Source organism: Evansella halocellulosilytica (assembly GCF_002335745.1).
Lineage (GTDB): Bacteria > Bacillota > Bacilli > Bacillales > Salisediminibacteriaceae > Bacillus_CA > Bacillus_CA halocellulosilytica.
Window position 1 is genome coordinate 4,092,934 of sequence record NZ_NIST01000001.1, and the last position, 13,267, is coordinate 4,106,200.

At 38.6% G+C, this 13,267-nt stretch carries 10 protein-coding genes and 1 pseudogene; 1 reads left to right on the forward strand and 10 read right to left on the reverse strand.

Annotated elements, in window-relative coordinates:
- Nucleotides 1-105 precede the first annotated feature (105 nt).
- From CD001_RS19430 to cyoE, 8 genes and pseudogenes are all read right to left on the reverse strand, one after another.
- Nucleotides 106-279 (reverse strand): annotated as a pseudogene (locus tag CD001_RS19430) (IS3 family transposase); the annotation flags it as partial.
- 1,101 nt (nucleotides 280-1,380) lie between these two features.
- Entirely contained in the window at nucleotides 1,381-1,839 is a 459-nt protein-coding gene (locus tag CD001_RS19440; RefSeq protein WP_096189256.1) for a DUF420 domain-containing protein, read from the reverse strand.
- A gap of 403 nt (nucleotides 1,840-2,242) precedes the next feature.
- Nucleotides 2,243-2,488, reverse strand: a complete 246-nt coding sequence (locus CD001_RS26710) for a hypothetical protein (RefSeq protein ID WP_218839259.1) — start codon at nucleotides 2,486-2,488, stop codon at nucleotides 2,243-2,245.
- Nucleotides 2,489-2,692: 204 nt separating this feature from the next.
- Complete coding sequence (locus tag CD001_RS19445) at nucleotides 2,693-3,043, reverse strand: cytochrome C oxidase subunit IV family protein (RefSeq protein WP_096189257.1); 351 nt, start codon at nucleotides 3,041-3,043, stop codon at nucleotides 2,693-2,695.
- Between the two features lie 4 nt (nucleotides 3,044-3,047).
- A complete protein-coding gene (locus CD001_RS19450; protein WP_096189258.1) occupies nucleotides 3,048-3,668 on the reverse strand; it encodes a cytochrome (ubi)quinol oxidase subunit III in 621 nt (206 codons plus the stop codon).
- A 2-nt stretch (nucleotides 3,669-3,670) separates the two neighbouring features.
- Nucleotides 3,671-5,473 (reverse strand): cytochrome c oxidase subunit I, encoded by a 1,803-nt coding sequence (ctaD, locus tag CD001_RS19455; RefSeq protein ID WP_096190686.1) that lies wholly within the window; start codon nucleotides 5,471-5,473, stop codon nucleotides 3,671-3,673.
- A gap of 71 nt (nucleotides 5,474-5,544) precedes the next feature.
- Nucleotides 5,545-6,567 (reverse strand): cytochrome c oxidase subunit II, encoded by a 1,023-nt coding sequence (gene coxB / locus CD001_RS19460; protein WP_096189259.1) that lies wholly within the window; start codon nucleotides 6,565-6,567, stop codon nucleotides 5,545-5,547.
- A gap of 36 nt (nucleotides 6,568-6,603) precedes the next feature.
- Nucleotides 6,604-7,524 carry a heme o synthase gene (cyoE, locus tag CD001_RS19465; RefSeq protein ID WP_096190687.1) on the reverse strand — a complete coding sequence of 307 codons (921 nt, stop codon included), beginning with the start codon at nucleotides 7,522-7,524 and terminating at the stop codon, nucleotides 6,604-6,606.
- A gap of 588 nt (nucleotides 7,525-8,112) precedes the next feature.
- On the opposite strand from cyoE, the gene CD001_RS19470 reads away from it, so the two are divergent.
- A complete protein-coding gene (locus tag CD001_RS19470; RefSeq protein WP_096189260.1) occupies nucleotides 8,113-9,009 on the forward strand; it encodes a COX15/CtaA family protein in 897 nt (298 codons plus the stop codon).
- Nucleotides 9,010-9,062: 53 nt separating this feature from the next.
- Here the strand turns inward: CD001_RS19470 and CD001_RS19475 are convergent, their stop codons facing one another.
- Both CD001_RS19475 and pyc read right to left on the reverse strand, forming a co-directional pair.
- A complete protein-coding gene (locus CD001_RS19475; protein ID WP_096189261.1) occupies nucleotides 9,063-9,512 on the reverse strand; it encodes a Dps family protein in 450 nt (149 codons plus the stop codon).
- 207 nt (nucleotides 9,513-9,719) lie between these two features.
- On the reverse strand, nucleotides 9,720-13,166 hold the full coding sequence (pyc, locus tag CD001_RS19480; RefSeq protein WP_096189262.1) for a pyruvate carboxylase: 3,447 nt from the start codon (nucleotides 13,164-13,166) through the stop codon (nucleotides 9,720-9,722).
- Nucleotides 13,167-13,267 lie beyond the last annotated feature (101 nt).

Sequence of the window (13,267 nt, forward strand, 5' to 3'; positions counted from 1 at the left end):
CTTAAGTAGCCATCGAATCAGCGTAACGGATTTCCTTCAGAGGTGCAGACAAGCTATTCGAAGTAATAACGCATGGATTTTCAAAGCGAAAATCGGTGGTTACCCCTAAAAGTTAGAGTTTTTATTATGCAACTGATGGCTGGGTTGTGTTCGGTATTCAACTGGACTTAATCCAGCCAATTTTCCTTTTGATCGTTCATGATTGTACCAGTAGATATACTCTTCAATCTGCGTTTTTAATTCTTCATGGCTTACTAATTCTCCCCCATAATACATTTCTTGTTGTTTTTCTTTATTTTAACCCTTCTACCCTTGAGTCTTATAAACGTTTACCCAGTCACGTATAGGGGTCTGGCTACCCATATTATACTATTTTGCCAAAGATCCATAACCAATGTAGTAGGTAAAGGCAACATAAATCAGGTTTGCGTAGTCGAAACTGAGAGTCGTAAAGTTGTTATCCGCATGAACGATCAAGATACATTTCCGAGCTTTGTCAAAGAAAAATGGTGTATTGAGCAAGCAGCCGCTGTTGGCATTCCTGGACCTGAGGTGTTGTCCGCTTGGTATAGTTGATGAAACAGCATACATGATTCAAACTTTTATATATGGCGTCAACGGGTTAGATAGTACGGTTCAAAAATCCGGTGTTTGGAGGTAACTTGGCGAATATACCTAGCTTATTGATTCGATTCAAGTAAAAGAGTTTGGAAAAAATTTAATTGATCCTGTCCATGGTAAGTTTCGGACACCTTCTCACGTAGGATCAAATGGCAGTTGGCAAGGGGGATATTCAATATAATATAAATAGTTTGACGGAGTATGATCCGTTGATTAAACATGGAGTAATCACTCAGGTAGATCAAGTTATATTGTTGGATTGGGGCCATGCAGAAGTAAGTGTGGTACCCGCATGGAAGTGTTATTTAATTGATGCAGTACCTAATACTAGGACTAGGAGAAGACCCAAATATTGAGGAATTCAAAGCGTTTTTAGACGGGTACGGAGTAAGTGTAAAAGACTTTGCTGACATGAGACATTTGCTATTATTAAAGGCTTTCAATAATCTCAGGTGGGCTATTGATCGAATCCTGATCTAATCAAACCCTATACTTCTTTTGCGAAACAAGTTGTTGAAATGATTATCGATTAGCAGAAATTGATCGATGTTTTTGTACATCAATTCAACCTAGTGTGAAGAACATTATTAAACAGGTGCGTTAGTTCGACTGGCGAATATGATAATTTAAAGGACGAAGAAATGCTCTTCGTCCTTTTTTCAATGCAATTTAGCCTGTGAATATATCTGTGTTTTTTAGTTTTGCACCTCACAAGTGAACCCGTTAGATCAGCAGGGATTTTTTTATTCGTTATATAAACTAAAAACCGATAATTGCCCTAAACAGGTTTGTTGTTTCACCTGGTGGATAAATGACATAAAGAAGTAAGTAAACAACAACTCCAGTACTTGCTGAGCCGAACCAAATAATCGATGTGAGCGGTCCAAGCCTTACGTGGGTTGAAAGTTTATTTTTATATCCAGTTATTAATGTTATGATTCCTAATACAGCTGCAACAGTTGCTAAAGTAATGTGAAAAAGAAGAAACACTTGATAATAGGTTGCTACATGCTCTGGTCCCCCAAACGCAGTGCTCCCTACAAAAATTGTCTTCGCCAAATACGTTATAAAAAATATAGTCGCTAATATTGCTGCCCAAAACATCACTTTTTTATGTGCTTCAATTTTTCGTTTTGCAACTAAATACCAGCCTGCAGCTACGAAAATGGCACTCAATGCAATAAATACAGTGCTTATAAACGGTAAAAACGTTGCCAAAATGTTGTCATCCTTTCTAAGACCTTAAGCTTATCCCAGATATATTATAATTCGATTCATAATTAAATGGAAATGAAAGTTGTGAAGATTTGATTACAATTGAGTATATTAAGGATAAGACAACTTATCCTATGAATGCAATCAAATAGAATTCGAAATCGCTATAGGCGGACGCTTTCACTCCAGAGTACAATTGCGATATCTACTCGTGCTGCACATTTGTAGTGTCTTCTTTGCAGCGGATAATGCCTCAACTTCCTAGGTGACACACTGTGTGCACCCAGTATTTTCTGCGACGAGTAACCGCAGGAGCAAATGTTTTCTGCGACGAGTAACCGCAGGAGCAACGAGCGATTCTTCTCTGAATTCTCTACGAGCTGCTTCGACGCATTCTCTTCTTCGATTAATCTTGCAGAGGAAGAAGCACATAGTCTGCGACGAGTAACCGCAGGAGCAACGAGCATTTCTTCGCTGAATTCTCTACGAGCTGCTTCGACGCATTCTCTTCTTCGATTAATCTTGCAGAGGAAGAAGCACATAGTCTGCGACGAGTAACCGCAGGAGCAACGAGCATTTCTTCGCTGAATTCTCTACGAGCTGCTTCGACGCATTCTCTTCTTCGATTAATCTTGCAGAGGAAGAAGCACATAGTCTGCGACGAGTAACCGCAGGAGCAACGAGCATTTCTTCGCTGATTTCTCTACGAGCTGCTTCGACGCATTTTCTTCTTCGGTTAATCTTGCAGAGGAAGAAGCACGTAGTCTCTAAAGGTTGATTTTCACACAGGCAGTACCTGTGGTTTACGAAGAATGTAATAAAGAAACCCTCGCATGATGCGAGGGTTTCTTTCTCCTTAATACTTTACAATTCCAAGAAGCAACATTAACGATGCAATAGTCGGAATAGCTACAATAACCCCTGACCAAATCATTGTATTCGGCCAACCGTTGCCACGCTCATTCAAGTGCATGAACACATACAATTGAATTAATACGTTCACAACAGCAAGGATTAAAATAAATGGTACTGCGAAGGTATTAGGGATTGCATCACTTGCAATTGAAACAAATGCAATTGATGTCATAAAGATTACAAAAACAAATGAAATAAGTTGTGTTCTTAATTCTTTTGCTAACTTACGTTTCGTTTTCTTTGTAGGTTCACCTGTTAATGGTGCACTTGGATCGATACCATGATCAGCCATTTATTTACCCTCCTAGTCCCATTAAGTATACTGCTGTAAAGATAAATACCCACACAACATCAATAAAGTGCCAGTAAAGTACGGCTACATAAAACTTCGGTGCGTTCGTTAAAGTTAGCCCTGTTTTACGGTAACGAATGAGCAACGTAATGATCCAGCAAATACCAAAAGCGACGTGGGCTCCGTGAGTACCAACAAGTGTATAGAAAGATGATGCAAATGCACTTGTTGTAAAACCTAAGCCATAATGATAATACTCAACGAACTCATAAATCTCAAATCCTAAGAAGAGCATACCAAGGAATACGGTTACCCACATCCATGCTAGGAGACCTTTATAGTTCCCTTTTTTCATGGAAATTATCGCAAAGACACTCGTTAAACTACTTGTCAAAAGAAACATCGTCATTATAAATACTAGAGGCAGATGGAACAAATCTGCAGGACCAGGTCCATCCATAGTACCTCCGCGTAACCCTAGATGAGTTCCGAATAAGCTTGCAAAGAGTACCGTTTCTCCACCTAGAAAGAACCAAAAGCCTAGAAACTTATTCTTCCCTTCTAACGTCGCTTTTTCAGGGTTAGGTGGCAAGGTGTGATTTTGTACAGCTTGATCATTTGCCATAACTACCTAACCTCCTTATCACGTTTTATTTCATCAACTGGAATGTGATATCCATGGTCTTCTTTAATTGAACGAACAAACATGGAACCGAATGTAATCGCTAAACCGATAACTGCAACTACCCAACCATATTCTGTCGTTGGGTGGTATATGAAACCAAAACTTGCAATGAATAAACCAACAGACATAAACATTGGAATAATTGAACCATTTGGCATGTGAATATCTCCAAGTGGTTCAGCTGCTTTAATTTTCCCTTCACCTTCATGTTTTTCATACCATAATGGATCCATGTCACGGATAAGCGGTGTTTGTGCAAAGTTATACTCCGGAGTAGGTGATGGAATTGACCACTCAAGTGTACGTCCATCCCAAGGATCTCCAGTCGTTTCTTTGTTTTTCATTGATACGAAAATCGTAATGACAAATATGATAAAGGCAATCCCCATTAGGAATGCACCAATCGTACTAATCATATTCATTGTATTAAACCCTTGATCTCCAAAGTAAGTTGCAATTCTTCGTTGCATTCCCATTAATCCTAGAAAGTGCTGGACAAAGAATGTTAAATGGAAACCAATTAGGAATAACCAGAAGAACCATTTTCCTAACGTTTCGTTTAATGAATAACCGAACATTCTTGGCCACCAGTAGAACGCACCACCGAAAATTCCGAGTACGACACCACCAATAATAACGTAGTGGAAGTGAGCTACAACGAAATAAGTGTCATGGAACTGATAGTTCGCTGCACTTGTTGCAAGCATAACACCGGTAACCCCACCCATAACGAATGACGGGATAAAACCTAATGCAAATAAATTCGCTGTTGTAAACTTAATTCTACCGCCCCACAAGGTTAACAACCAGTTAAAGATTTTAATCCCTGTTGGAACAGCGATTGCCATCGTTGCAACAGCAAAGATCGAGTTCGCTACTGGCCCCATACCTACTGTAAACATATGGTGAGCCCAAACCATGAACCCTAAAAATCCGATAATTAATGTTGCAAAAACCATTGCTGAGTATCCAAAAAGACGCTTCTTTGCGAAAGTCGGAATAATCTCAGAAAAGATACCGAACGCTGGTAAAATAAGGATATAAACTTCCGGATGTCCAAAGATCCAGAATAGATGCTGCCAAATAACGACATTTCCACCAAAGTCCACAGCAAAGAATGTTGCTCCAAAGATTCTTTCAAGCATTAATAGTAATAAACCAATTGTTAATGCTGGAAAAGCGAATAAGATTAAAATCGATGCGACAAATGAGCTCCAAGTAAACAATGGCATTCTCATCATGCTCATGCCTGGTGCACGCATATTGATAATGGTTACAAGGAAGTTAATCCCGGCGATTAATGTACCAGCACCACTTACTTGAAGTCCTAATACATAATAATCAATCCCAGTACCAGAGTATTCACTTGATAACGGTACATAAGCAGTCCACCCCGCATCAGGAGCTCCACCTAAAAACCAGCTGAGATTTAATAAAATTCCACCGAAAAAGAACAGCCAGAAGCCTAGAGAGTTTAAAAATGGAAAAGCAACATCTCTCGCCCCTATTTGTAGCGGAATTATGTAGTTCATGAAACCGAATAGTAACGGCATTGCTGCCAAGAATATCATCGTTGTACCGTGCATCGTTAACAATTCGTTAAACGTCTGCGCTGGTAAGAAAGACGCTTCAGGAAACATGAGCTGGATACGCATTAATATTGCTTCTAGTCCACCTAGAGCAAAGAAAAATGCACCGGCGACGAAATACATAATACCAATTTTTTTATGGTCTACCGTCGTCATCCAGTCCCAAAGCGCACTTTTTGACTGAGCCTTCGCATAAGACACGTTAATTTACCCCCTTGTGTAAGAAGTTAATCTTCTAATACTTTTAAGTCGTTTAAATATTCAATAAGTGCGTTCATTTCTTCGTCGTTAATTGTGTCGTGATTAAAACCGGGCATTTCATTTCCAGGTTTTAATTCTTGCGGATAACGAAGCCATTCTTCTAAGTTTTCATCACCGTATTCAATGAACCCAGCAATATTTTGTCTTTCACCAAAATTCGTCAGGTTCGGACCGATGTTTCCGCCCTCTTCTCCGACAGCATGACAACTAATACAGTTTTGCTCAAATACTTCACGTCCCTCAACCGCAACCTCTGATTGAGGCTCATTTACCTGGGCTGGAGGTTCTTCCATATTCGCTATCCATGTGTCAAATGTATCCGGGTCTACTGCAACGACTCTAAAGTCCATCCATGCATGGCCTTCACCACAAAGCTCGGCACATTTTCCACGATATACACCTTCATTTGGTGCTTCAAACCATAAGTCATTCGTAATTCCAGGTACATTATCTTGTTTACCTGCTAATGCAGGAACCCAGAATGCATGAATAACATCACTTGATTCCAATTCAAAAATGACTCTCGTATCTGTAGGAATATATAAATCCTGACCAGCAACAACATCATAGTCAAGGTATTCAAATTCCCACCAGAATTGGTGCCCGGTAACTTTTACAGTAATCGCATCTTCATCTTCTTGTACTTCAACATCAGCTAATGTAAACGTCTCCATGACGTTCGGTACAGCTAAAATGATTAGTAAGAAAATTGGAATAATCGTCCAAACAAATTCCAGACCACGATTTCCGTGTACTTGCTTCGGAATGTGTGTATCTCCAGGTCGCTCACGGAAGCGAAGTAAGACAATCACATAAATCACGAAGACGACCACGATTACGAAAATCATAATATACAAGCTGAGCATAATTAAGGAAAATTGACTTTCCGCTACTGGACCTTGTGGGTCAAGCGCAGATAAGTTCTGCATTCCGCAACCAGACATCAGCAAGATGAAAGATAATGGAAATAGTCGCCAAAAGTATTTCATCTCGTTACAAACCCCTCTTTCTGTCTTTAAATAATCTTAAAACATGTGAACAATGACCATAAGGACAAACAAAATCGTTAAATAATTTAATGAATACACAAACATTTGCTTCGCCCATTTAAGATCATCTTTATATTTGTAGCCAGCTAAGCCTAAGGCTAACCAACCGACTCCCAGAATTGTTGCAACGGTTGTGTAAACCACTCCAAAGTGTGCAACCGTTAAAGAAACAGGAATTAATGTAGCAACATACCAGATTATCTGTCTTTTGGTCATTGCAAAACCGGCAACTACCGGAAGCATTGGAATTCCAGCACGCTTATATTCATCAGCCCGTCTCATCGCTAATGCTAAGAAATGAGGCGGCTGCCATATAAACATGATTAAGAACATCGACCAAGCAATAGGATGTAAACCTGGATCAATCGCAGCCCAGCCAATTAAAGGCGGTACCGCTCCAGCAAAGCTCCCAACAATCGTATTTAACGTCGTTGTACGCTTTGTCCACATTGTATATAAAACTACATAAGTAACTAAACCCGCTAAACCGATTATCGCAGCCATGAGTGTTGTCATCGCCAAGAAGATCGTCCCTAAAAGGGAAATCGATAATCCATATGTCAATATTTGCCTTCCTGATAGTTCACCGCTTACAGATGGACGTTCCTTCGTTCTTTCCATATATAGATCAATATCACGATCAATATAGTTATTTAATGCACAACCTCCAGCAATAATTAAAGCGGATCCAGCGAGTGCCAGTAAAGCTGTTAATGGATCACTATGAAGCGTACTACCAGTGTAGTATGCAGCAAGATAAAGACCAGCAAAAGTCGTGATTAAATTTGACATTACGATACCAGTCTTTGAAATTGCTAAGTATGATTTCCATGACACTTGCTTAACGTCTTGTTCAACATTTTCATTAATTGCTTCTGAAGATGTAATCGAGCTCATCTTATTCAATTGTTTCACCCCCCAGACAGAATACTTACTATACCACATTTCAAAGGTTATCGTTTAGTCTAATAATTCATATAACCTGCTATTCATTAAAAATAGAATGTAACCTACATTACACTCCTTAGAAAACATGTTATCAAAGTGAAGTTTTCTTCACCATATAATATTATTCTTGAAAACTATTTACAAGTTCACAATAAAAATTATTAGACCTTCAAACACATTATAAACGATCATTCAGTGATTTTCATTACAAAAAAACGATTACATTCAAGGTCCTATACAAACCATATACATTTTACCATAATCACGTTTTTAATATGAATAAATTATGAATAAAACCCACTTTAAAAAGTGACGATTTTTTGAACAAAACCTTCACATCTTAAAAATTCACCTTTTTTTAATTATGATTAAAATTGACTTTTATTTTTGATATCCATAAAATGAATGTCGAGTATTGCAATAATACTATAAATCATATTCATCTCGATGAGCGATAATTTTCCCCTCATAGATACTATTAACATTATTTTCTAAAATTATTTTAATTTTATATTTAGAAAGTCGGTGACTTTATTCATGCTTAGAGCTTTAAAAGCTTACGGGATTATTACGACCCTAGGAATGCTTGTCGTACTCATTCAAGGAGCTTTAGTGACACAAACAGGATCCGGAGATGCCTGCGGTGCAGAATGGCCGCTCTGCTATGGACAAATCTTCCCCGAATCTCCAACAATTCAGACGATGATTGAATATACCCACAGACTTGTATCTGGATTACTAGGAATTATGGTTATTATTCTTTCCATCTGGAGCTGGAAAAAGCTCAGTCACATAAAAGAAACAAAATTCTTTGCGATTATAGCGGTACTGTTTATTATTTTACAAGGATTATTAGGAGCTGCAGCCGTTGTATGGGGACAATCGAACGCAGTTATGGCCCTTCACTTCGGGTTTTCATTAGTTTCATTTACGAGTGTTTTATTGTTAACGATTCTCGCATTCGAAAGCAGTAAACCACAAGAATTACTCGCTCCATCTATTAAAAGAGGGCTGAAAAATTATATTTATTTCGTACTTATTTACATTTATATCGTCGTATATACCGGTGCATACGTCCGTCACACCGATTCAAGTGCAGGCTGTACAGGATGGCCATTATGTAACGGACAGGTCATTCCATCATTTGACAATTATACGATCTCGATTCAATTTGCTCACCGTGTGTTTGCAGGTATTTTATTTCTTGTTATTGTCGTTATGTTTATCCGAATTGTAAAACAGCACAAAGCAAACAAACCTTTACTTTATTCAGGACTTGTCAGCTTAATCTTAGTAACGATTCAAGTGTTAAGCGGTGCTTATGTTGTATTGTCTGGTCTTACTTTGGAAGCTACAATGTTCCACGCCTTCTTCATCAGCTTGTTATTCGGTGCAGTCAGTTACACGACACTTCTTGCATACCGAGCAAAATAATTCCTTTGGAAACAATGAAGCTAGCCACCTCTAGATGGCTAGCTTCTCATTATTTATTCCCCTAAAAATGCTCGGAACATCCAATTGTGCTTTTCAACAGACTGACGAATTTCAATAAGCATATCAGCTGTTGCTTCGTCCCCGGCTTCCTCTAACGTTTCAATATCAGCTTTAAGTTCATTATCTACTTCATTAAAATCTTGAACGAGGTTTTTCACCATCTGTTCAGCAGATAAAGATTCCCCTGCTTCCGACTCATTTATCGTAGAAATATCCAAATACTCTCGCATCGTAGCAACTGGTTTCTCTTTTAACGCTAGTAAACGCTCCGCCAGTTCATCAATGTAGCCAGCCGCTTCATTGTATAATTCTTCAAATTTCTCATGGAGCGTAAAAAAATGCGGTCCTTTTACATACCAATGGTAATTATGTAATTTCACAAACAATACATTCCAATTGGCAACATGTCTGTTTAAAATTTCAGTTTGTTTTTCATGAGGCATGATGATCAACTCCCTTAATTTATGTTCATTTATTTAATTCCCCGAAAATGAGAGGTTCTAAACATTTTTTTTACGAGTAGGATCATAATGCCGACTCGTTCTTTTTACGTTTACATTCAAGTCATTACTTGAACGATCACTTTAAACGTGAAAAGGGCTGTCACAAAAGTTTTAACTTTGCGGACAGCCCTTTTTCATCAGAAATTCTTATTCAAACTCAACTAAAAGATCGCCAGCTTGGATCGCTTCACTATTTGAAACATGGATTTGTTTTATCGTTCCATCATAAGGTGCTTGAACGGTCGTTTCCATCTTCATCGATTCAGTGATCATTAAATGATCTCCTTTTCTCACCTTATCACCTTTTTCAACTAATGTTTTTACGACTGTTCCTGGCATGGACGCACCAATGTGTTTTTCATCATTTTTGTCAGCCTTCGCTTTTACAGAAACGACTGACTCTACGTTTTCATCACGGACGACCACTTCTCGAGGCTGTCCATTCAGCTCAAAGTAAATGACTCGTGTACCATCTTTTTGGGCTTCTCCAATTGAGACTAACTTTACGATTAACGTTTTTCCTTGTTCAATTTCAACTTCAATTTCCTCACCTAATCGAAGTCCGTAAAAGAACGTTGGTGTGTCAAGAACTGATACATCACCGAAATGCTCAGTAAATGCCTGATTATCTAAATATACTTTCGGATAAAGGGCATAAGACAGTATGTCATGTATCGTTACTTGTCTTCCTAGCTTTTTATAAAGGGTTTCACGTATTTCATCAAAATCAACAGGGTCCATATTTTCTCCAGGTCGTTCAGTGATCACTTCTCTCCCTTTTAAGACCACCTCTTGTAACTTTTGAGGGAACCCTTGATAAGGTTGACCTAAATGTCCTTGGAAAAACTCAATAACAGAGTCAGGAAAATCGAGTGAATGTCCTTTCTCATAGACGAGTTCCTCAGTTAAATCGTTTTGTACCATAAACAATGCCATATCTCCAACAACTTTGGAAGAAGGCGTCACTTTTACGATATCACCAAACATATCATTAACTTTCCGGTACATTGATTTTACTTCATCCCACCGGTCACCTAGTCCGACTGCTTTCGCTTGCTGCTGTAAATTACTATATTGTCCGCCAGGCATTTCGTGCAAATAGATTTCAGAATGAGGCGACATCATCCCACTCTCAAAATCTTGGTAGTACTGTCTCGTATCCTCCCAAAATCCATTCAGCTTTTCTACATTTTCAATATTGATTTCTGGTTTTCTTTCGTGTCCGCTTAACGCGTGGTACAACGAATTCATACTAGGCTGACTCGTTAAACCTGACATTGCTGAAATCGCTGTGTCAACAATATCTACACCGGCATCGATCGCTCTAGCATACGTAAATATTCCATTTCCGCTCGTATCATGAGTATGGAGGTGAATCGGAATACGAATTGAATCTTTTAATGCAGATATTAATTCATAGGCAGCCTTAGGTTTTAACAATCCAGCCATATCTTTAATTCCTAATATATGAGCACCTGACTCTTCAAGCTCTTTAGCAATCGATAAGTAATAGTCAAGGTCATATTTCGTCCGATCTGGGTCTAAAATGTCACCTGTGTAACAAATACTTGCCTCTGCAATTTTCCCTGCTTTTCTCACCGATTCAATTGCCGGTCGCATGCCTTGTACCCAATTTAAGCTGTCAAAAATTCGAAATACATCTATACCCGCATCTCCAGATTTTGCAACAAATTCTTCAATTAAGTTGTCAGGATAATTTTTATACCCAACTGCATTTGAAGCTCTTAGCAACATTTGAAATAGGACGTTCGGTGCTTTTTCTCTTAAATGAATTAACCTTTTCCATGGGTCTTCATGAAGAAACCTCATCGATACATCAAAAGTAGCTCCTCCCCACATCTCCAAAGAGAATAAATTCGGGAGCATTCTAACAGTCGGTTCTGCAATTTGGTTTAAATCAGTCGATCGAACTCTTGTTGCAAGTAAGGATTGATGAGCATCACGAAACGTCGTATCTGTCAGTAATACTTCATTTTGTTGTTTTACCCATTGTGCTACCCCTTCAGGACCATGTTCATCCAAAATTTGTTTCGTCCCATTTGGAATCGGTTCAACATAGGAAACTTTTGGTACACGTCTCTTTTCAAAAACAGGCTTTTTCTTTCTGCCAATTCCAGGGTAACCATTCACAGTTGTGTTCGCAATAAATGACAACATTTTTGTTCCTCGGTCTTTCCGCTTCGGGAACACAAATAATTCTGGAGTTGAATCGATAAATGACGTACTGTATTCGCCATTTAAAAACTTTTCATGTCGAACAACATTTTCTAAAAACGAAATGTTTGTTTTAATACCTCTGATCCGGAATTCTTTTAAGTTACGAACCATTTTATGAGCAGCATTATCAAATGAAAGTGCCCATGTTGATACTTTCACTAATAAAGAATCATAATGAGGTGAAATAATCGCTCCCTGGAATCCATTGCCTGCGTCGAGCCTTACACCAAAACCCCCACCAGTTCGATAAGCCATAATCCTTCCTGTATCAGGCATAAACTGGTTTTGCGGATCTTCAGTCGTTACACGAGATTGAATTGCATACCCATGTGTAGAAATATCCTCCTGTTCTGGGATACCAACTTCAGGACTATGAAGTTCTTTGCCGTCTGCAACAAAAATTTGTGATTGTACAATGTCAATCCCAGTAATCATCTCTGTTATTGTATGTTCAACTTGAATACGTGGATTTACTTCAATAAAATAAAACTCTTCATCATCGTTAACTAAATACTCCACAGTCCCAGCATTTATGTACTGAATGTTTTTCATTAACTGTAAAGCCGAATCACAAATCTTCTGTCTAGCTTCTTCTGATAATGAAACACTCGGGGCAACCTCAACCACTTTTTGATGTCTACGTTGCACTGAACAGTCTCTTTCATATAAATGAACAAGATTCCCATGGTGATCCCCAAGGATTTGTACTTCAATATGTTTAGGATTTTCTACAAATTTCTCAACGTAAACAGCATCATTTCCGAATGATGCTTTTGCTTCTGATCTTGCTCGGTCAAAGGCTTCCTTTAATTCCCCTTCATTACGGACTATTCTCATGCCACGTCCGCCACCACCAAGAGCTGCTTTAATTATTAATGGAAAACCATGTTCATTAGCAAAATTTGTCACTTCATCTAATGATGTAACGGGACCATCTGTACCTGGAATAACCGGGGTGTTCGCCGCGATTGCTGTTTTTCTAGCTTGAACTTTGTCACCAAACATATGTAAATGTTCAATGGACGGGCCTATAAAAATAATCCCTGCCTCTTCACAGCGTCTTGCAAATTCAATATTTTCAGATAAAAAACCGTAACCAGGGTGGATGGCATCGACTCCATTCCGCTTAGCAATTTCAATAATGCCCTCAATATCGAGATATGCATCGATAGGTTTTTTTCCTTCGCCTACTAAATATGCTTCATCGGCTTTATAACGGTGAAAAGCACCTGTATCTTCCTTTGAATAAATCGCTACTGTCCTTATATTAAGCTCTGTACAGGCGCGGAAGATTCGAATTGCAATCTCTCCTCGATTCGCTACTAATACTTTATTAATGCGCTCAAGTCTTTTCATCTCTAGTACGTCCCCCTTACCTAATGTTGTTTGGATATGCATCGTGATTTGTAAAAACTTAAACCTATATTATCATTTTCATATCGTCTTTTCATCTATTT

What these genes read in the sequence shown, in the direction of transcription:
- CD001_RS19475 (WP_096189261.1), bottom strand. Translation starts at nt 9,512, where the DNA reads ATGCCTCATGAAAAACAAACTGAAATTTTAAACAGACATGTTGCCAAT.
- CD001_RS19470 (WP_096189260.1), top strand. Translation starts at nt 8,113, where the DNA reads ATGCTTAGAGCTTTAAAAGCTTACGGGATTATTACGACCCTAGGAATG.
- pyc (WP_096189262.1), bottom strand. Translation starts at nt 13,166, where the DNA reads ATGAAAAGACTTGAGCGCATTAATAAAGTATTAGTAGCGAATCGAGGA.
- cyoE (WP_096190687.1), bottom strand. Translation starts at nt 7,524, where the DNA reads ATGAGCTCGATTACATCTTCAGAAGCAATTAATGAAAATGTTGAACAA.
- CD001_RS19450 (WP_096189258.1), bottom strand. Translation starts at nt 3,668, where the DNA reads ATGGCAAATGATCAAGCTGTACAAAATCACACCTTGCCACCTAACCCT.
- ctaD (WP_096190686.1), bottom strand. Translation starts at nt 5,473, where the DNA reads ATGACGACGGTAGACCATAAAAAAATTGGTATTATGTATTTCGTCGCC.
- coxB (WP_096189259.1), bottom strand. Translation starts at nt 6,567, where the DNA reads ATGAAATACTTTTGGCGACTATTTCCATTATCTTTCATCTTGCTGATG.
- CD001_RS26710 (WP_218839259.1), bottom strand. Translation starts at nt 2,488, where the DNA reads ATGTGCTTCTTCCTCTGCAAGATTAATCGAAGAAGAGAATGCGTCGAA.
- CD001_RS19445 (WP_096189257.1), bottom strand. Translation starts at nt 3,043, where the DNA reads ATGGCTGATCATGGTATCGATCCAAGTGCACCATTAACAGGTGAACCT.